This is a genomic window from Viridibacillus arenosi (assembly GCF_001955655.1).
GTDB classification, from domain to species: Bacteria; Bacillota; Bacilli; order Bacillales_A; family Planococcaceae; genus Viridibacillus; species Viridibacillus arenosi.
Genome location: NZ_MSPW01000012.1, coordinates 46,631 through 67,343, shown reverse-complemented (window position 1 = coordinate 67,343; position 20,713 = coordinate 46,631). Strand labels below are relative to the sequence as shown.

General features: G+C 33.5%; 17 protein-coding genes and 1 other annotated feature. Of the genes, 15 read left to right on the top strand and 2 right to left on the bottom strand.

Going from position 1 to position 20,713, the window contains the following annotated elements; genetic code table 11:
• Positions 1–230 precede the first annotated feature (230 nt).
• The 10 genes from BK137_RS18070 to BK137_RS18025 all read left to right on the top strand — a co-directional run bounded on the left by BK137_RS18070 (position 231) and on the right by BK137_RS18025 (position 10,863).
• Positions 231–986 carry a tyrosine-protein phosphatase gene (locus BK137_RS18070; RefSeq protein WP_051448705.1) on the top strand — a complete coding sequence of 252 codons (756 nt, stop codon included), beginning with the start codon at positions 231–233 and terminating at the stop codon, positions 984–986.
• A 51-nt stretch (positions 987–1,037) separates the two neighbouring features.
• On the top strand, positions 1,038–1,769 hold the full coding sequence (locus BK137_RS18065) for a YveK family protein (protein WP_038184731.1): 732 nt from the start codon (positions 1,038–1,040) through the stop codon (positions 1,767–1,769).
• Entirely contained in the window at positions 1,762–2,445 is a 684-nt protein-coding gene (locus BK137_RS18060) for a CpsD/CapB family tyrosine-protein kinase (protein ID WP_038184728.1), read from the top strand. The genes BK137_RS18065 and BK137_RS18060 overlap by 8 nt, the downstream gene beginning before the upstream one ends.
• A 58-nt stretch (positions 2,446–2,503) precedes the next feature.
• On the top strand, positions 2,504–3,541 hold the full coding sequence (locus BK137_RS18055; RefSeq protein WP_038184726.1) for a glycosyltransferase: 1,038 nt from the start codon (positions 2,504–2,506) through the stop codon (positions 3,539–3,541).
• A complete protein-coding gene (locus tag BK137_RS18050) occupies positions 3,531–4,919 on the top strand; it encodes an O-antigen ligase family protein (RefSeq protein ID WP_038184722.1) in 1,389 nt (462 codons plus the stop codon). Before BK137_RS18055 ends, BK137_RS18050 begins: the two co-directional genes overlap by 11 nt.
• Positions 4,920–4,944: 25 nt before the next feature.
• A complete protein-coding gene (gene murJ / locus BK137_RS18045; RefSeq protein WP_327192127.1) occupies positions 4,945–6,501 on the top strand; it encodes a murein biosynthesis integral membrane protein MurJ in 1,557 nt (518 codons plus the stop codon).
• A gap of 17 nt (positions 6,502–6,518) precedes the next feature.
• Positions 6,519–8,150 (top strand): GNAT family N-acetyltransferase, encoded by a 1,632-nt coding sequence (locus BK137_RS18040; RefSeq protein WP_038184716.1) that lies wholly within the window; start codon positions 6,519–6,521, stop codon positions 8,148–8,150.
• Positions 8,151–8,221: 71 nt separating this feature from the next.
• Positions 8,222–8,917, top strand: coding sequence for a hypothetical protein (locus BK137_RS18035; RefSeq protein WP_143691084.1), 696 nt, complete (start codon positions 8,222–8,224; stop codon positions 8,915–8,917).
• Positions 8,835–9,890 (top strand): polysaccharide deacetylase family protein, encoded by a 1,056-nt coding sequence (locus BK137_RS18030; protein WP_235175728.1) that lies wholly within the window; start codon positions 8,835–8,837, stop codon positions 9,888–9,890. Before BK137_RS18035 ends, BK137_RS18030 begins: the two co-directional genes overlap by 83 nt.
• Positions 9,891–10,119: 229 nt before the next feature.
• Positions 10,120–10,863, top strand: a complete 744-nt coding sequence (locus tag BK137_RS18025) for a CPBP family intramembrane glutamic endopeptidase (protein WP_051448703.1) — start codon at positions 10,120–10,122, stop codon at positions 10,861–10,863.
• 39 nt (positions 10,864–10,902) lie between these two features.
• On the opposite strand, the gene BK137_RS18020 is transcribed toward BK137_RS18025, so the two are convergent.
• Complete coding sequence (locus BK137_RS18020; RefSeq protein ID WP_051448702.1) at positions 10,903–11,331, bottom strand: hypothetical protein; 429 nt, start codon at positions 11,329–11,331, stop codon at positions 10,903–10,905.
• A 125-nt stretch (positions 11,332–11,456) separates the two neighbouring features.
• Here BK137_RS18020 and BK137_RS18015 point away from each other — a divergent pair, with 125 nt between their 5' ends.
• The 4 genes from BK137_RS18015 (at position 11,457) to BK137_RS18000 (ending at position 16,809) form a co-directional block, all read left to right on the top strand.
• On the top strand, positions 11,457–12,680 hold the full coding sequence (locus BK137_RS18015) for a GNAT family N-acetyltransferase (RefSeq protein WP_038184711.1): 1,224 nt from the start codon (positions 11,457–11,459) through the stop codon (positions 12,678–12,680).
• A 304-nt stretch (positions 12,681–12,984) separates the two neighbouring features.
• A complete protein-coding gene (locus BK137_RS18010; RefSeq protein WP_038184708.1) occupies positions 12,985–14,541 on the top strand; it encodes a Vga family ABC-F type ribosomal protection protein in 1,557 nt (518 codons plus the stop codon).
• A gap of 600 nt (positions 14,542–15,141) precedes the next feature.
• Positions 15,142–15,342: a cold shock protein CspC gene (gene cspC / locus BK137_RS18005; protein WP_010331195.1), complete on the top strand. Its 201-nt coding sequence runs from the start codon at positions 15,142–15,144 to the stop codon at positions 15,340–15,342.
• Between the two features lie 294 nt (positions 15,343–15,636).
• A complete protein-coding gene (locus BK137_RS18000; protein ID WP_038184699.1) occupies positions 15,637–16,809 on the top strand; it encodes an endonuclease Q family protein in 1,173 nt (390 codons plus the stop codon).
• A gap of 61 nt (positions 16,810–16,870) precedes the next feature.
• On the opposite strand, the gene metG is transcribed toward BK137_RS18000, so the two are convergent.
• Positions 16,871–18,514 (bottom strand): methionine--tRNA ligase, encoded by a 1,644-nt coding sequence (metG, locus tag BK137_RS17995; protein ID WP_038184696.1) that lies wholly within the window; start codon positions 18,512–18,514, stop codon positions 16,871–16,873.
• A 52-nt stretch (positions 18,515–18,566) separates the two neighbouring features.
• Positions 18,567–18,820: a binding site (T-box leader), on the bottom strand.
• 134 nt (positions 18,821–18,954) lie between these two features.
• Here metG and BK137_RS17990 point away from each other — a divergent pair.
• A complete protein-coding gene (locus BK137_RS17990) occupies positions 18,955–20,697 on the top strand; it encodes an ABC transporter ATP-binding protein (protein WP_038184693.1) in 1,743 nt (580 codons plus the stop codon).
• Positions 20,698–20,713 lie beyond the last annotated feature (16 nt).

The window sequence follows — 20,713 nt, the reverse complement described above, 5'->3', positions numbered from 1 at the left end:
TTTGTTTTGTTCTTTTTACTCTAAAAGTCGAATAAACTCTTAGCAAGCTCATATATATTAATATTCAAGGAATTAGGCGTTTTATTAGATTTTAGATGAAAAATAGTAATTACAAGAACTATATTTTGATGAATGATTCAATAAAAAATAGGTTTTACTGTTGGTTTCATTAAATAAACTATTAACGACATTAGTTTAGTCAACACAATCATATTGGAGGAGCGGAGCAATTGCTTGTAGATATTCATAATCATATTTTACCTGGACTTGATGATGGCCCTAAGTCAATAGAAGAGGCCTTGTTACTTGCCACAGATGCAGTAGAAAATGGGATAACACACATAATTGCCACCCCTCATCATCATGACGGTAAATACATGAACGCATCCTCTGTAGTTGAAGAGGCTGTGTTCAATTTTAATAAGGAACTTTATGAAAGATCCATTCCATTGGAAATTCTACCAGGTCAAGAAACGCATATATACAATAGCTTGATATCTGATTTAAATAAGGATCTATTAACACTAGCTAATAGTGGCAAATATATATTAATAGAACTACCGATAAACCATATTCCTACCTATACTTTTGATATCCTTTTCCAAATACAGTTAAAAGGTTATATTCCCATAATAGTTCATCCTGAAAGGAATATGGTATTTAGAAAAGACAAGCAGAAGCTATATGACATAGTGAATAAAGGATCTCTCGTACAAGTAACAGCTTCAAGTTTGATCGGGGTAAATGGTAGAGCTATAAAAAGATACATTAAGTATTTGGTTAAACATAATATAGTCCATTTTATATCTTCAGATTCACATCATCATATAAAGCGACCATTTTTATTGAAAGCTGCATATCAATACGTAAGAGAAAAATTCTCCGAGGGACTTGTTTCTTATTATAGTGAAAATGCAAAGCACGTTATAAATGGCACTAGTTTTCAACCTAAACGTCCAATCAGTTTCAAAAAAGGTCGAGATTAATGTACTGAATAACTTTCAAAAAGAAAGGTAAAAAAGGAGGGAACAACTCTTATGGAAGAAACGATTAGTCTGCACGATATATTCAAAACTTTAAAGAAAAGACTTTTACTCATTATCACTACATTCGTATTAGCAATTTCGATTGCAGGGGGAGTTAGTTACTTCTTGTTAACACCGGTGTACGAAGCGTCTACACAAATTCTGATTAGTCAAAAGGAGATTGAGAATAAGCAATTTATCGCACAGGACGTCCAGACGAACCTTCAATTAATTAATACTTATAGTGTCATTATAAAAAGTCCTGTTATTCTTTCAAAAGTAGTTGATAATCTTAACCTGAATACAAGGTTAGAGGTACTCAATAACAATATTAACGTTAGTAGTGAGCAAGACTCGCAAGTTATTAATATCAGTGTTCAAGATCCTGATTTGCAAAAAGCAGTCGAAATAGCAAATATGACTGCAGAAGTATTTCAGAAAGACATCCCTACACTTATGAATGTAGATAACGTTAAAATACTCTCACCTGCAGTTGATGAAAAAAATGTTAAACCGATTCGACCTAACCCAATTCTTAATATGGCTATTGCAGCTCTTATTGGATTAATGATTGGAGTAGGAATAGCATTTCTTATTGAATACTTAGATAAAACTATCAAAACAGAGCAGGATGTTAGTGAATTATTAGAGTTACAGATACTTGGTCTCATTAGCCCAATTTCCCAAAAGAAATTCAAAAAATCAAAAAAAAATAACAAGAAAAGAGGGGAGTTGGATGTTTAAAAAGAAGCGGAAGGAACTTCGAAGAAAACTTGTAACTAGTACTGACCCAAGATCAATCGTTTCAGAGCAATTTAGAATGATCCGAGAGAATATCAAATTTTCCATGAAGGACAAGCAACTAAATACATTGCTTTTCACTTCAGCTGCAAAAGGCGAGGGTAAGTCAACAATCGCAGCAAATACTGCTATTGCATTTGCACAAGAGGGTAAGAAGGTACTTCTTGTAGATGCAGATTTGAGAAAACCTACTATACATCATACGTTTAATAAGCTACTCTCTCCGGGATTTACCAACTTGCTAATGATTCAATGGAAGATTCAAGATGTGGTTAAAGAATCTGGCATTAAGGGGTTAGATATAATCACTTGCGGACCAATTCCCTCGAATCCTGCTGAACTCCTTGGATCTAATTCGATGGACGGTTTTATTAGAGAGGCGAAAGATAAATATGACATTGTAATCTTCGATGCCCCACCAGTTCTTTCCGTAGCAGACGCACAAATTTTATCTGAAAAGTGTGATGGTACGATTCTAGTGATCAGTTCGGGGACAACAGAGAAAAGATTTGCTATAAAAGCTAAGGAAGTTCTTCAAGCATCCAAAGCAAACATGGTTGGAACAGTTCTTAACAATTTTAAACTTGAAAAGAATCATTATTATTACCAGTATTATTAGGGAATAGAGTAGATAACTTAGTGCGGATTTTCAAATTGAGTAATGGAAGGAGAAGATGATGAAACGAAGAGTTTTACATATTCTAAGCTCTGATGGACTTGCTGGTGCTGAAAATGTAGCCATCTGTATTATTAATAATTTATCTGAATTCTCCGAATCTGTTTACTCTTCACCAATGGGGAGTATTGAAAAAATACTGGATAGTAGAGGGATAACTTATTTACCTATGAATAAGTTATCAATTATGCAAATAAGAAAAGTAATGAAAAAATGGAAGCCTGATATAATCCATGCACATGATTTCACTGCGACGCTTTTAAGTTTAGTAGCAACCTTTAATACGCCTGTAGTATCACATATTCATCAATTTCCAGAATGGTTGAAAAGCGTAAATAAATTATCAATTCTATTTTTCTTAGCATGTATAAAAATCAAAAAAATAATAGTAGTTACACCTGCAATTAAAGAATCTACATTTTTGTCTCGAATATATAATGAAAAATCAATTGTCATAAAAAATATTGTAGATGTAAATTGGATAGCAGAAAAAGCTTCTCTACCTACTGAGAAAAGTTATGACGTAGCATTTGTAGGAAGATTGGAAGATGTGAAGGATCCAATTCGATTTATTAATATTATCTCAGAATTAGTTAAAGAGTTCCCAATCGTTTCTGTAGTTATTATGGGGGAAGGAAGGCTAGAAGGACAATGTAGAGATTTAATAAAAAAATTAGATTTAGAGAAGAATATTGATCTAATAGGATTTATGAATAATCCATATCCTGTATTACAAAACTCTAAAATTCTAGTAATGACATCTAAATCTGAAGGATTACCAATGGTCGCGATTGAAGCGTTGTCTATGGGCAAGCCTATAGTAGTTCCTAACCTTGAAGGAATAGAGAGCATTGTTAATAGTAATTGTGGAGTTATTTGCAATGAAGATCAAGAATTTATTACTGCGATATTGAAACTTTTACTATCAGAGAAAGAATATGAAGAGATGTCTTTAAGTGCTTCTAAAAAAGCGGAAGAAATGTTTAATATGGCAGACTATAAGAATCAGTTGCAGCAGGTGTATAGTAGTGTCCTTTGAACATCAAAAAGAAAATGCTACCCATACCTTTAAAAAAACTGGTCCATTCTTCCGTCGAAGTTTAGGGTATTTAGACTTATATATCATCGGATTTTGTATTCTAAGTGATAAGTTATTAAATATTAATTTACTGGTTTATTGCTTAGGTATTTATTTGGCTTTCCGTATATTATTCATATCACCAGACCATGCATTTGCAGTATTAATCTCGTTAGTACCAAACTTAGCGGTAATGTTTATCCCAATTCCAGGTTTATCTGTGCCAATAATAAATGTCTTAATTGGTATTGCTCTTTTTAAAGTATTGATTTCAAATTTTAAGAAGCCCATTAATAAGAGTTATCTTTTTATTATTGGATTGTTTATTGCCTATGAATGGAGTCATATTTTTTATTATGATATCAAATCGATTATTTTGCTATTTAGTTGGAGTTTTGCAATTTTATATGTTTCTTTATATTTCTTTTATTCTCTGAAGTCATATAATCATAAAGTTGTAATTATATATTCTATCGCGGGTGTATTGATTTCTATATTCTATGGGACGTTAGATTTTTTTGAGAATTACGGAACTCTGATGTCGAATAATGCGACTATTAGATTTAAAGGAGGAGCTGGAGATCCAAATTATTTTTCAATGTATGTAATGATTTCGTTGTTTCTACTTTTATATCTCGTAAAACGTGAGACAAATAAGTTTTTTAAATTCCTTTATCCATTGTTATTTGTCTTTTTAGTTGCGTTCGGTGTACTCAGCTTATCGAGAATGTTTTTATTAGTTATTTCACTGTTATTAGTGTTACTACTTATTAAGATTATTTTTAGATTGAAAAAAAATAAAAAGATATTGTTTTTTATTATGTCGGTAATTGGTTTTCTTGTTTTGTTTTCTATTTTCTTTATTTCGGAATTTACATCCATCTTAAATTTACTACTTTCAAGATTTACAGATTTTATTGATGATCCATCTGCTCTTACTAGTAATAGAAATGTACTAGCTGAACAATATATTGAATTATTAATGTCGGATACAAAAGACATGATTTTCGGAATGGGAATTCAAGATTATCACCTCAGATCAGGTATTCAACTTCAAGCGCATAATATCATTTTAGAACTTCTTGTAGTATGGGGATTAGTAGGATTTTTAGTTTTTATCTTGTTTATAGCAACATTTTTGAAATTTAGCAATGTTAGCAGATTTAATGTGAAAAACGATTTTATTAGTTGGCTACCTATTATTTGTATGGGGATCAGTTATTTGTCTCTAAATGCAATGTCTAACGAAAGTTTTTTCCTGTTACTACTTTTCGCTATAAAAAACCTTCAGGAATTTGATTCACTGGAGCACGATTTGATGATGAACGAGTATGGATAATAATAAATATAGCATGGCAACATAAATAAAAAGAAAAGAAGGACAAATCATAGAAACTATAAAAAAAACAGCTGTTCTTTTGATGGTCATTACAATTCTATCAAAAGTTACCGGATTTCTACGGGATATCACACTATCCTACTTTTATGGTGCTACTTCAACGAGTGATGCATATATTATTTCCATTACGATTACATCTGTATTATTTAGTCTTATTATTTCAGGGATATCCACTGCATATATTCCTATGTTTAAACGAATCGAACATAGTGAAGGGCAGCGATCTGCGACATACTTTACAAATAACCTCATCAACATTGTATTGATAGTTACAACTGCGGTCATAGTAATTGGTCTTCTTTTTTCTGACGTGTTGGTGAAATTATTTGCTTTAGGATTTGATGGAGAAACATTAAGAATTGCTGTTCTTTTTACTCGAATAGGTTTAGTAGGCATATATTTTACTAGTGTAACTCAGATTTTCAGTGGTTATCTACAGTTGTATGGAAAATTCACAGTACCAGCTATGGTTGGGCTGCCTTTTAATTTTATTATTATCATTTCAATTATAGTAAGTACTCAAACGAATATTATTGCATTAGCGATTGGCAGTGTTCTAGCTGCGTTTATTCAACTAATATTCTTATTCCCCTCATTAAAGAAGACAAATTATAGATACGTTCCAATTGTGCAGTTCAACGACGAGAAAATAAAGAAAATGGCAGTTATTGTTTTCCCTATTATGATAGGAATATCTATTGACCAAATCAACTTGATGGTTGATAAAACTCTTGCTTCTACTTTAGTGGAGGGGGGAGTTTCTGCTTTGACATATGCTAGTCGATTAAATGATTTTGTACAAGGTATATTTGTTCTGTCATTCGTGACTGTCATGTTTCCACTCATCTCAAAAATGGCTGTACAAAAAAATAAAGAAGACTTCAAACAATCAATTAGTGAGGTTATTTCGGTTGTCATTTTGATCGTAGTTCCTGCTAGTGTCGGAATAATGATTTTGGCAGAGCCTATTATAAGGTTACTTTTTGGACATGGACATTTTGACGAACGTGCAATAGAAATGACAACTCATGCACTCTTCTTCTATTCAATAGGTATGATAGGGTATGGTATCCGCGAAATTTTAAATCGCACTTTTTATTCTCTACAGGATACAAAAACCCCTATGTACAATGCTTCTATGGCCGTTATATTGAACATTATATTAAGTATTATTTTATCTTACTTTATGGGAATCAGTGGGATCGCTTTAGCTACGAGTATTTCTGCACTTTTCTGCTCAACATTGTTAGTTATCAAGCTTCGAAAAAAAATTGGAGCGTTCGGTTTGAAAGGGAATTTCATCACCTTTATGAAAGTAACATTTGCTTCCAGTGTAATGGGTGGGGGAGTATATATTTTTAACAACTATATACTAACAGATTGGAATGTTTTTTTGAAAATGAGTGTAGTCATCCTGATAGGTAGCAGTATCTATTTCCTATTAATTACACTATTAAAGGTGAAAGAGTCAAAACTACTTGTAAATTTCCTTGTGGATAAAATTCGTCCAAAACAAACCTAACCCGAATGGAGGATAATTTGGAGCTCATTCAGATTACTACGTATATGGACTTGGGAAGATATGAGAAAGAATGGTCTGCTATTTTAGAAGAAAATGATAATACGAATCCATTTATCGAATTTGAATTTGTTTATAATTGGTGGAGATTTTTAGGGAAGGAAGAAAAAGTAGAAATATATGCAGTAAAAGAAAATAATCGCACGATTGCATTTTTTCCATTTCAATCAGAAAAAACTTGGTATGGATATATTCTTCGTTTTTTAGCACTTGGAGATGCGAATTATATGGATATTATTGCAAGGGAAAGAGATATAGACCGAGTCATCATGTTTGTATTTGATGCTTTAATAAAGAAGAAAAAGAGCGTAGTTTTTTATCTACACGGATTATTAGAAAGTGTAGAAACACATAGTAAACTTTCGAATTATTTGAAAGCTAGAAATATGAAGGAACGATATTCTCGTATTGTCACTCCTTATATTGATTTGGATAATATTTCGTATGAAGAGTACATGAAACCTCGTCATAAGTTGCATGGATTAGATCGAAGGGAAAAAAGGTTGAGGGCACTTGGTGATGTTCAACTACAAATTTCACCTGCGACGGAGATCAATCAAGTATTTAAGGTGCATCAAAAGCGATGGGAAAAGAAAAATGATACGAGTGGGTTTTCTAGTAATCGAAAACAAGCTTTCTTTAAATACTTAGCTGAACAGAATGATGGGAAGTTGAGTGTACGCTTATCTACATTAACATTACAAAATGAAATGGTTGCTTTTACGTATGGTTTTGCATGTAGAGGAAGGTATTTGGGATATGTATTAGGACATGATTCAGATTTTGATGTATACGGTCCTGGTAGAATTTTAGTAAAAGAGAAGATTAAACGAAACATGGACGATGGATTTCATAAACTCGATATGAGCATCGGATATGAACCATATAAGCTGGAATGGAATACAAATTTTGATTATACGAGAAAAACAGTTTTCTCTACAAATACGTTTAGGGCTAGTATGTTTCGGAATTTTCTTTGGCTAAAAGAAAAAGCGTTTTCTAAGATTAGAAAACACTATTCTGTTGTTATTTTTCGACGAAACACAATTGGTAAGTTGAAATATTACCTTCGAAATAAAGAGAAATTTCGTTTCTGGAAAGATATTTGGAAGAATAGACTGCAACCTTTTGTATATGAGCAAAAACAATATTTAATAGCAAAGTTGACAGTTAACGAAATGAGATTAAACAGTCATTTTGAACAAATAACGCCTGAAATGGCACTTTCAATGAAGGATGATAGAAAAGAAATACTTCAAAAAATATATAATGGATATAAAGGTTATTACTCAACTGACGTCAATAAAGTATTTTGGGTAAATGAAAATGTCATTAGACTAGACGATATTGAAGTCGTTGAAAACTTAAAGAAAAAAAGCATTTATATTAGAGATTGGGAGAATGAAAACTTAAAGCAAATTCTTTCATTTGTTCAGGCTAAATATCGTCCAAAGTACATTTTTGTACATGTAAATAAGCGTGATAAAAAAAGTATTCAATTACTCCAATCAAATGAATTTGATATCACTGAAAGGCTTTCTTACTCAAGAGTTTTAGGGAAGAGAAAAGTGAAAAAAGAAGTAGAAATTTAAAAGAGAAGGTGCCTTTTATTATTCTATTAGAGAGAAAGTTTTTTAATATAAAAATGCATAGTTATTATTTTTTGAATGAGATCGTTTCAACTGGAAAGTTAACAGATATAGAAGGGTTTACACATTCTTTAGTCCCTAAAAAGCAACTACAGCAGTTTGAAACACTTTATATCGATTTAACTAAAAGTGAACAAGAATTATTTGAGAACTTGCATCGAACAAATAGAAAGCAGATAAAAAAAGCAGAGGGTTACCATTTTCAAATAGAAGTGCTAGAAGAACCGTCAATAATGGATATTAAAGCATTTCAGAAGTTTTATAATCTTTTTTCAGCATTTGTAAACACATACTCATGTAATTCCTTTCATGTAAATACGATGAATAAGCTAAAAGACAAGAATGCACTTGTAATCACGAAAGTTTTGAATGAAGCAAATGAAGTGCTTTGTTATCGAGTATATATTTCGGATGATAATATAGCTTTTTGTTTATATTCTGCCTCTCATTTTCGGATGAAAGAAAAAACTGAAGAAAAAAGATTATTAAGTGAAGCAAATAGATATTTGATTTGGAGAAATATATTATATTTTAAATCAAGAAACCACACAATTTTTGATATGGGTGGACTTACAAAGAATCCAAATATTCGTAGTTTCAAAATGGAATTCGGTGGAGAAATAGCTCATGTTTATTCTGGCTATGAAGCAAATTCAAAAATCGGTCAATTCATACTTTGGTTACGTGCAAAAAAAATCAAGAAAGGATGAAGAGCTGGGGGCACTTATAATTTCATTAGATTTTGAGCTGAATTGGGGAGTACATGATGTTTTTACTATTGAAAATTACGGGGAAAATATTTTAGGTGCACGATTAGCAATACCTAAAATTCTTCAGTTATTTCAGAAGTATGATATTCATGCTACTTGGGCTATTGTTGGAATGCTTTATTGTAAAGATAAACAGGAACTCTTAAGTTTCTTGGAAAGTATAGAAATTCCATATGAAAATGAAACTTTATCAGCTAAATATAACCTTTCGAATGTAGGTGCAAATGAACAAGAGGATTTATATCATTATGGAGATTCACTAATTAATATGATTAAAAAAATTCCAAACCAAGAGATTGGAACGCATACTTTCAGTCATTATTATTGTCTTGAAAAGGGGCAGCGAATCGAACATTTTGAAAAGGATTTGCAGGCAATGGTTGAATTGAATGAAGGAGTTACATCGTTAGTATTTCCGAGAAATCAAGTTAATTTAGATTATTTACAGCTATGTGATGAATATGGCATAACTGCTTATCGAGGAAATGAAAATAGCTGGATTTACGGCCCGTACATTAAAGAAATGAATACCACTATAAAGCGAATGCTCCGATTAGCTGATCATTATATAAATATTACAGGTCATAATAGCTACAAGTTAGAGAAAGTAAGCACTCACCCGATTATCAATGTACCATCTAGCCGGTTTTTAAGACCATATAGCAGTAAATTGAGAATATTAGAGAGACTTCGTTTACAACGCATTAAACACAGCTTAACGGAAGCTGCTAAAAATAATGAGTATTATCATTTATGGTGGCATCCACATAATTTCGGCAAGAACACGGAAAAAAATCTTCAGTTTCTTGAGGAAATATTACAGCATGTAGAATATTTAAAGGGAAAATATAAATTTCAAAGCATGCATATGAGAGATGTGGTTGGTTTGATCAATTTGAATAAGACAAATTAAAAGTCCGGAGAGAACAGGTAGTTTCTCATCGGACTTTGTTTTATTTATAGTCAACTTTACCTTATGCATAACCTCATTTTTTATATTTAAGTAATGATACTTCGGTGAAAATATGTAGAATAACTTTAAATCTAGTAAGTTGAAATGTAGCTATTAACGCATACTCTGATAATCTATTTTCATAAAATAAAAGGATTTAGGAAATTTAGCCGAGAAGGGAGATAGCGATATGTATAAAAAAATTGTCTTTAAAATTGTTGGTTTGGAATTGCTTTTAATATTCTTCTATACGGTAAATGGCGCCTTTGTAACAATTAAAGAACCTACTAGTCCATATTTACAATTTGTTATGCTGGTTCCATTAGCAATCATTCTCTTCCTATATATTGCTTTCAAAAAGAAATGGCGTCAATACTTCTTTGTGAAGGTTCATCTTAATAAAGAAAGTCTGTTGCTATACGCACCACTTATTCTCGTATTATGTATCATTCTATTTAGCACCAACGGCTTAAATTTTGTATCTGTACCTAACTTATTTGCTATGTTTATCATGCAGTTATTAATCGTCGCGTTCATCGAGGAAACGGTCTTTAGAGGAATGATGCTGCGAATAATATCTGCAAAGGGTACTTTTACAGCTGTTTGGATTTCGAGCATACTGTTCGGAGTGACACACTCATTGCAGTTAATAGGTGGACAATCAGTTGAAGATACGATTATTCAAATTTTATATGCACTTGTTGTAGGATTAGTGCTAGCATTGCTTGTAATGGATGGGCAGTCGATTATCATTACGATATTGTTCCACGGCTTTAATAACTTTTTCAACTTTATGGGAAATGTCGAAAGCTCGATCACATCAGCATATATCATCTTTTTCGTATTATTAGTATATTCAATTTTCCTGTGGAAGCGAGTAAAGAACAAGGGGAAAACATATTCTTCAGTACCTTTAGGATCTTTAGCCAAATAAATGAAATGCCAAGACTACAAATTGTAGCTCTTGGCATTTTTATTTGAAGCGTTTTATAATAATGATGGTCATCAATATCAAAACAATAAGACCAGCAGAGATAGGGAAAAAGAGTTTGTTCTGTAACGTGTTGAGTATAGTGGACTGTTGTTCATGCCTCATGACTGCCTTCAAATACTGTTCATCCTTTACTTGAACAGCAATTGCTTGCGCTGTATTAATTCCTTTAATGGAGAAGTACATAGTTCCTTTTTTATAAGTATTTGAAAAGTTTCCACCAAGTGGTTCCATATCCGAATAACTCGTGACATGTCCAATTTCTTTGTCTATATCAGTGACAGGTTCATCAGTTACTTCATAAACATAGCCATTCCAAGAAACGAATGAAAATGCCCATGTTGTAGCAGAGGAATGCTTCGGTAAAATCATTAAACAAGTAAAGAGAAAAAGAAAGATAATCTGTTTCAATTTTTAAAAAATTCCTCCTTCAAGGGATTTCCCTAGTTTTACATATTATAATATGTAAATTAGTACAAAATGAAGAAAACTTGGTTATATTTTAAATAAGAATAAAAGAGAAAAGGGGCTTTAAAATGGGAAGATCCAAAGAATTAGTAATGCGGGAAATTCCACAATCTGAAATTGGTCAGTCGATTGAATTATTAAACTATGTGTTTCAAATTTCCTTATCTATTAATAAGGATCGATTATTCGTAAATGCCAAAAGTAAACAGTTCGATGAGGGATTAGCTCTTGGTTGGTTTGATCGAGAGCAACTTGTCGCCCAAATATTAAATTTACCGTTTCAAGTGAATATTCATGGGACGATTTATGATATGAGTGGCATGACAGCAGTGGGTACTTATCCTGAATATTCAAGCCATGGTTTGATGCATACACTTATGGTTGAGAGTATGAAAAGGATGCGTCAAGAAGGGCGCTATATAGCCTATCTATTCCCGTATTCAATTCCTTATTATCGCAAAAAGGGATTTGAAATTATGAGCGACATCCTAGAGTATCAAGTGAAAGATACACAACTACCCTTTTATAGAAATATTCCCGGACAAGTAAGACGTATGAAGGATGACTTTTCAGATCTTCGTGATGTATACAACAGGTATGCTCATAATACGCATGGTGCGATGAAACGAAATGCAATAGCTTGGAATGAGAAATTCCAAGAATCGTATTGGGAAGAGAAATTTGAAGGTAGCGATACGAAATTGCAAGCTGCCGTGTATTATGATGATGACGGTTTAGCGCTTGGCTATATGTTCTACCGCATTATGGAAGAGGATTTTTATATTGATGAGCTTGTATATTTGAAGGAAGTTGCTCGTAAAGCATTATGGAACTTTGTACATGCCCATCGTTCGATGATTTACCATGTGTATGGTAAAACTTCTGGCAATGATGCGATAGCTTTCTTAATGGAGGATAGTGAAATCAAACAAAATGTTTCCCCGTACTTCATGGCAAGAATTATTGATGTCCAAAAGTTTCTTGAGCGGTTCCCTTTTGCAAGAACGAACTTCCACATTCGGTTAGCTTTAACGGACACTCTCCTAGAATGGAATCATGGAACCTTTGAAATTACTGTTCAATCAGGAGAAGTAACAGTTGAAAAGGTAAGTAATGAAATTGAGTCAAATACTGTACAAATGACGATTCAAACGTTTGTCACAATGTTCCTAGGATATAAGCGTCCAACGTATTTGCATAGTATAGAAAGGTTAAAAGGTGATACTGCATCTGTTGCTTTACTTGAAGCGATCTTGCCAAATGCGGTACCAAGTTTTATCGATTATTTCTAGTGAATTAGAATAGACAATATGAGCGGAATTCTGTATATTAAATATAACTAAAAACGAAAGGGTGACCCAATTACATGAAGTACTAATCCTATTTTTTCGAAAGCTAAGAATGAATCGTATTTTAAATCAGATGAAATACTCTGTTTTTTCAAAATGCCTTCATTCCAGTGTTTTCAGAATAGGATTGTCATTCATGTGTTGGACAAAAAAGAGACGTCTCTTTTTGCTGTGCACCCATGCCTCCTATTCTGATTGTAGATAGGGGGCATTTTTTTGCCCCGATACATGAGGGGAGAGATTTTTTATGATGTTATTAGAAGCAAATGGACTGCATTATTCAATTAGAGATAGAGAAGTTTTTAATATAGAGAAGTTGCAAATCAATGACCATGACCGCATTGGTTTAATCGGGAAAAATGGCTCTGGAAAAACGACATTGCTTGAAGTTTTAGCGGCATTGAAAGAACCAGAGAGTGGACATGTGAAAACTTACAGTCCGCTAGAACTTGTACCGCAGTTAAAGGAATCGACGTCCGCCAAGAGTGGTGGGGAAGTCACAAAGGCGTATATACAAGGTGCATTAGCAAAGAGTGCCCGTCTATTAATAACTGATGAACCGACAACTCATTTAGACACGCATCATGTGGAATGGCTTGAAGGAGAATTATTAAAAAGAGGTGGCGCGTTACTAATCGTATCCCATGACCGTGCATTTCTAGATGCAGTCTGTACGAAAATTTGGGAGCTCGAAGACGGCGGATTAAAAGAATATAGAGGGAATTATTCCGACTATACTGAGCAAAAGAAAATTGAAAAAAAACAGAAAGAAGCATCCTACGAAAAATATACAACTAAGAAAAACCAGTTAGAGGAAGCCTTAGTTTTGAAAGAAAAGAAAGCAGCGAGAGCAGCAAAAGTACCGAAATCAGTGAGTAAATTGGAAGCATCCAAAACAAAACCTTATTTTGCAAAAAAACAAAAGAAATTACAAAAAACAGCGAAAGCAATTGAAACGAGATTAGAGCAATTAGAAAAGGTGGAGAAAGTAAAAAATCCAGTAGCGATTAAAATGGATTTACCAAACGCTGAAACAGTGAAAGGCAAAATTATTATACGAATAGAAGATGTTGAAGGTCGTGTAGGAGAGCGTTTTCTTTGGCAAAAAAGCAGTTTTCAAATACGCGGAGGAGATAAAATCGCTATTACTGGGAATAACGGTAGTGGAAAAACGACTTTGCTAAAAAAGATCGTTGAACATGAAAAAGGTATTACCATTTCACCAGCAGTGAAAGTCGGTTATTTTAGTCAAAACTTGAACGTGTTAAATGTTGAAAAAACTATTTTAGAAAATGTTAGAGAACTATCGATACAAGATGAGACATTTATTAGAACCGTACTTGCAAGACTCCATTTTTATCGAGATGATGTATATAAAAAAGTCGGAGTACTCAGTGGCGGTGAGCGTGTGAAAGTAGCGCTTGCTAAAATTTTCGTTAGCGATGTAAATACGTTGATATTAGATGAACCGACGAATTTTCTTGATATAGATGCAGTCGAAGCATTTGAATCGCTCCTAAAAGAATACGAAGGAACAATCATCTTCGTATCTCATGATCGACGTTTTGTAGAAAATATTGCTACTCGGCAGTTAAAAATTGAAAAGGGAAAACTTCAATTATTTGAAGGAACGTTAAAAGAAAGAGTGCAAACAAAGAAAAAGAAAGCACCTGATAACAAGGAAAATGAGTTATTAATTTTAAATTTAAAGATATCTGAAGTGTTAGGACGACTTAGTATAGAACCTACAAAGGAACTTGAAAGTGAATTTCAACGATTAATAGAAGAAAAACGTAAATTATAATAGTAAAACCTCAAAAAGGGTGAACGACTTCTTTTTTGAGGTTTTATTTTTACTTTCTATTTAAGGTTGATTTTGGAACTTGAAAATCTATAAGTTCAACAAAAAATGCTAACAGAGATGAATGAGCGCATTATGAATATAGAAAAATTGTTAAAAGAGGTTAAATAAATAAAAACTGGACATACTAATATTGAAAGAACTTAAGATGATTTAAAAATATTCCAAGAAGTTTTCAAATTAGGCGTCATAAAATAGAAAGGCAAGATCGTCATTTTGAACAAATTTAAATATTAGGAAATAATTTATAAAATAGTCATTATTTAAAATATTTTCAAAATAATTTAAAATATTGAAATTGAATGAAAAGCCCTATTTGACAATGTTTGTGAGCTATTTGAGAGGAAAAATGTATTGTGGAATTCAGTTCTTTTGTTTTTTATTCGTTACAACACTTGCATATCTCGGAAATGCATGGTATTATGAAGTTAGTTATTTTTGTTCGGTGCAAAGGGCAGTATAAGTTTGACTTGTCGTCTGGACCATCACTTTGGACAAGGATAGTAATACAATGTGTGGATATCACACTAGGAGGCAACAATAATGGAACAAGGTACAGTAAAATGGTTTAACGCAGAAAAAGGATTTGGATTTATCGAACGCGAAAACGGAGATGACGTATTCGTACACTTCTCAGCAATCCAAAGTGAAGGATTCAAATCTTTAGACGAAGGTCAAAAAGTTACTTTTGACGTTGAGCAAGGCGCACGTGGCGCTCAAGCTGCTAACGTTCAAAAAGCTTAATTTGAACTAGCTGTAGAAAAAACCGATTCTCTTTTGAGAGTCGGTTTTTTTATTGTCTTTTTTATTTTCCATAGTGTGGCGAACAATGGTGCATTTACTAGATAGCACATAAACTCATATTGCGATGATGAGAGTATGTCAAATTGCTTCAACACGTTTACGTATAATACTGTGGGGAAAAGTGAAACATATGATTAGCGCAATATAGTGAAGCTTCATATTCTTTAACTTCTGCAATTGAACTATTTCAACTTCAAATTGAAGAAAACTTAATTATGAAGGTGTTGAAAAAAAGTGAAGGAATTTTACGCAGATTTACATATTCATATTGGTCGTACCAAAAGTGGTAGACCTGTAAAAATTACAGGAAGCAAAAGGTTAACTTTAAGACGTATTTTAGAAGCGGCGAGTGAACGAAAGGGTATTGATCTAATAGGTATTATAGATTGTCATTCGCCAGAGGTCATTGAAGAAATTGAAGAGATGATACAAGATGGAGAGATGGTGGAAATTGCTGATGGAGGGTTATTGTTCGGAAACTCTACCTTGATACTTGGTTCAGAAATTGAAATATACGATGAGCACTGCCACGGACCAATTCATGTCCTTGCTTATTTTCCAACTATTGAAATCATGAAAATTTTTTCGATGTGGATGAGTGGCTATGTGAAGAATATCAATTTAAGTTCTCAACGTGTTTATTGTGATGGTATTACACTTCAAAAGAAAGTGCGTTCACTTGGAGGTTTATTTATTCCTGCTCATGTGTTTACTCCTTTTAAAAGCCTATACGGTAAAGGTGTATTATTTAGTTTAAGTGAGGTGTTTGATCCATCTATGATAGACGGAATTGAGCTTGGTTTAAGCTCAGATACGTATATGGTGAGAGGTATAAAAGAGTTAGAGCAATATACCTTTTTAACGAATTCAGACGCCCATTCTGTCGGTAAAATTGCAAGAGAATATCAAAAAATGAGACTTGATCATGCAAGCTTTACTGAATTACAAAAAGCCCTTCAAGAAAAAGACGGGCGAGCTATTGTCGCTAATTATGGTTTAAACCCTTTGCTTGGAAAATACCATCAAACGGTTTGTGGTGGCTGTTCTGCAAAAGTAGATGAGGGTTTATCTGAATGCCCTGTATGTCACAAACATAATATCATTAAAGGTGTTGCCACTAGAGTTAAGGAGCTATCTGAAAGTGAAGAGAGTAAGCGACCTAGACCGCCATATATTCATCAAATTCCACTAGATTTCATACCAGGACTCGGACCAAAATCACTAGATCGTTTACTTCTTGCAGTTGGGACAGAAATGAATATTTTGCATAAAGCAACTTATCAAGAGTTAACGGCAGTAGTACCAGAAAAATTAGTTCGTTATATTGATCAATCCCGAAAAGGTGAGTTATTAATAGAAGTTGGTGGTGGAGGTAAGTATGGCAAGGTACAAAAAGAAGAGTCTTAATAGTTTTCAGTGTGAAAAGCTTTCGGCGAATGGATCAGTCATTTGCAGAAAGCTTTTTTGTTTATTTATTAATGTTACTTTGACTGATGAGATATTGATATTCTTCATCAATTAGTGCAATGTCCAAACGCTCAAACAAGGGCTCTACATATTGAATGAATGTCGGTAATTCTACTAATTCATGCCATGAGATATCAGTAATTCCAAGCATGTCGCGTATTTTCTTTGTTGAGAACGGAATAAAGGGTTCTAGTAATTGTGATAAATTCGCAATGATGTAGATGCATGTAGCAAGTGTATTTGCACAACCAACTTCATCATCTTTTACTTGTAACCAGGGTTGTTGTTCGTCAAAGTATTTATTAGCCGATCGGATGTAAGAGAAAATTTCTTCAAGTGGTGCTTTGAAATGCCCTTGTTCAATCGCGATAGCTACTTCATCATAGAGTTTTTGCGTTTGAAGTTTAATTGAAGCATTCAGTATGCCTTTAGGAATTTGTTTATTGAATGATTTTTCGATAAATTTTAATGTCCTGTTAACGAAATTTCCGTATGCACCTAGAAGCTCGCTATTATGACTATAAATAAATTCGCGCCAAGAAAAATCTGTGTCGCGATTTTCTGGTGCATTGATCGTCAAGAAATATCGAATTGTATCTACATCGTATTTTTCAATAATATAGGGTACCCATACTGCCCAGTTTAAACTAGTAGAGAGTTTCCGTTTCTCAAGTGTTAAGTATTCATTTGAAACAATATGTGTAGGGAGGGCAGGGCTATTTAATCCCATTAAAATAGCTGGCCAAATGATTGTATGAAAAGGGATATTATCTTTCCCGTGAATGTAATAAGAAATTGTGTCGTTACTCCAGAAATCTTGAACGTTTTTCTGATGTTGTTTTGCCCATTCTAAAGTAGCGGTGTAATACCCTGATACAGCTTCAATCCAAACATATATTTTCTTTCCGTCAAAACCGTCTATTGGTACATCAATTCCGTTTGGTAAATCTCTCGTAACGGCTCTATCGGGTACGCCCTCTGCTAAGTATCGTTCGGATAAGTCGATTGCATTTTGGCGCCATGCTTTTTGTTCCTTTGCATTTTGCACATATTGTTCTAAAGAATTTTGCATCTTACTGAATGCAAAGTAAAAATGCTCCGTTTCTTTCACGATGGGTTGATTGCCACAAATTTTACATCTTCGATCAATTAAATCCAGTGGATCTAATATTGTTGAGCAATAATCACATTGATCCCCTCGTGCCTTGCTACCGCATACTGGACAGATTCCTTCGACAAAACGGTCCGGCAAAAACTGTTTGTCATGTTCACAATACGTTTGTTCAATTGTTTTTTTATATAAAAAGCCATTATCTAGTAGCTTCAAGAAGATATTCTTAACGCTTTGATGGTGGTGTTCAGCATCTGTACGCGTATATAAATCGTAAGTAAAACCCAGCTTTTTAAAACAGGCTGTAAATTCTTCATGATATCGATCTGCAATTTCCTTTACAGTAACACCTTCTTGATTTGCTCTGATAGAAATAGGCGTACCGTTACAGTCGCTACCTGATACATAAAGAACGCTCTCTTTCTTTAATCGATAATATCTAGCTGAAATATCTCCTGGTAATAATGCAGCAATATGTCCCAAATGTAATGATCCGTTTGCATAAGGCCAAGCTCCGCCAATAACAATACTCATTTTAAAAAAATCCCTCCTAAAATAAAAAAACTCGCCCCAATCAAATTAAATTGATCAGGACGAGATTATATACCCGTGTTACCACCTTCGTTTGCAAATAGCTTACACCATTTGCCTTCATCAGTACGCCAATTAGGGATACTGTTGCTGTTATAACGAGTGCCTTTCTCGTCGTAGCCTACTAAAAAAATCGTTCGGTACGAAGCTCAGAGGTCATTTTCAAATAGTTAAGTTCACTTCATTTCCACCGACAGAAGCTCTCTTGACAACTTAAGTTATTTTACTTTTCCTCATCAACGCGTGTTTCTATATGTTGAAAAGAAGTATAAAACACTATTAATGGAAAAGCAAGTATATTTCGAATAAAAAATCAGCGGTTGAATGAGTTTGCATTAAATACTATGTTATAATTATCTAATTTACAAAATTGGAGGAAGACGATGCAAGCTGTTAAAAGAATTCTACAGTTTTTAAAACCGTATAAATGGTTGGCCATTTTAGGGCCGTTATTGATGGTAGTCGAAGTAACGATGGACTTAATCCAACCAACTATTATGCAACATATTATTGATACAGGTATTGCTAATCAGGATCATACATATGTAGTGAAAATGGGCATTCTAATGATTGTCAGTGCATTAGTCGGACTTATTGGTGGAGTAGGGTGTTCCATCTTTAGTGCTAAGACGGCTGTCCATTTTGCAACGGATATTCGGAAGGATTTATTTGATACAATTTCTTATTTTTCGAGTAGTAATAGAGACGAGTTTGGAACCGGTAAGCTCATTACAATAATGACGAGCGATGTAGAGGCTTTACAACGTGCGTTAATGATGACTTTAAAAATTTTTGTACGTGGTCCTTTATTATTTGTCGGGAGTATTGTCATAGTATTTATGACTGCTAGACAGCTATTTCCAGTACTACTCATAGTAGTTCCAGTCTTGATCATCTGTATCTACTTTTTCACGAAATTATCAGGTACTATGTTTGGTAAAGTACAGCTAGCGATAGATGCAGTGAATACAAAATTGCAGGAAAATTTAGCTGGAATTCGCGTGATTAAAGCATTTAATCGAAAACGCCATCAAATTGAACAGTTTACGGATGTTAATAATCAATTAACAAAACGAACAATTACTGCGGACCAAGTCGTAGCGGTTTTGATGCCTTTAACAATGTTTGTCATTAATATGGGGATTATTGCTGCACTTTGGTTTGGAGCAATTAAGGTGGATAATGGCACGCTGCAAGTAGGTGTTATTTTAGCATTTATAAATTATTTAACGATTATTATGAATGGTCTAATTTCTAGTAGTATGGTGTTAATGCAAATTGCCCGCGCTTTTCCCTCTGCAAATCGAGTGCATAAAATACTTGCAACATCAATTGACATTCAAAATACAGAAAAACCTATCCAACTAGAAGAAGTAAGAGGTGCTGTTACTTTTCGAAATGTCAGCTTTAGCTATAGTAAAAATGGCGAGCAAGTGTTGAAAAACATTTCATTTACTGCGCATCCAGGAGATTTCATAGGCATTATTGGAACAACGGGCAGCGGGAAGTCAACGCTTGTTAAAATGATTCCTAGACTTTTTGATGTGGATCAAGGACAAATCTTCATAGATGATATACCGCTTAAGCATTATGATTTAGAAATGCTTAGAGAAAACATCGGATTTACACCACAAAAGGCAACGCTGTTTTCGGGGTCAATAAAAGAAAATTTACAATATGGAAATCAAAAAAGTTTAGAAAAAGATATGTATAAAGCACTTGATGCTGCTAGTGCTACGGAATTTGTTGAGAAATTAAAAGATGATTTACAGCACAATTTAACACAAGGTGCAACAAACTTATCAGGTGGACAAAGACAGCGTCTAGCTTTAGCAAGAGCTTTTATCAGAAAGCCATCCATCCTTATCCTAGATGATACTACTTCTGCAGTAGATAGTATTTCAGAAAAGAATATACAACAGGCAATTGCAACAGATTATCAAAACACGACAACCTTTATCGTAGCTTCCAAAATATCCTCCATTATCAATGCCAATAAAATTTTAGTAATGGAAGACGGAGCAATTGTTGGTATGGGAACTCATGAAGAATTGCTTGAAAATAATAAAGTCTATCAAGAAATCTATGATACCCAAGTGGAAAAAGGAGGGGTATTAAGTGAATAAAGAACAGACTAATCAA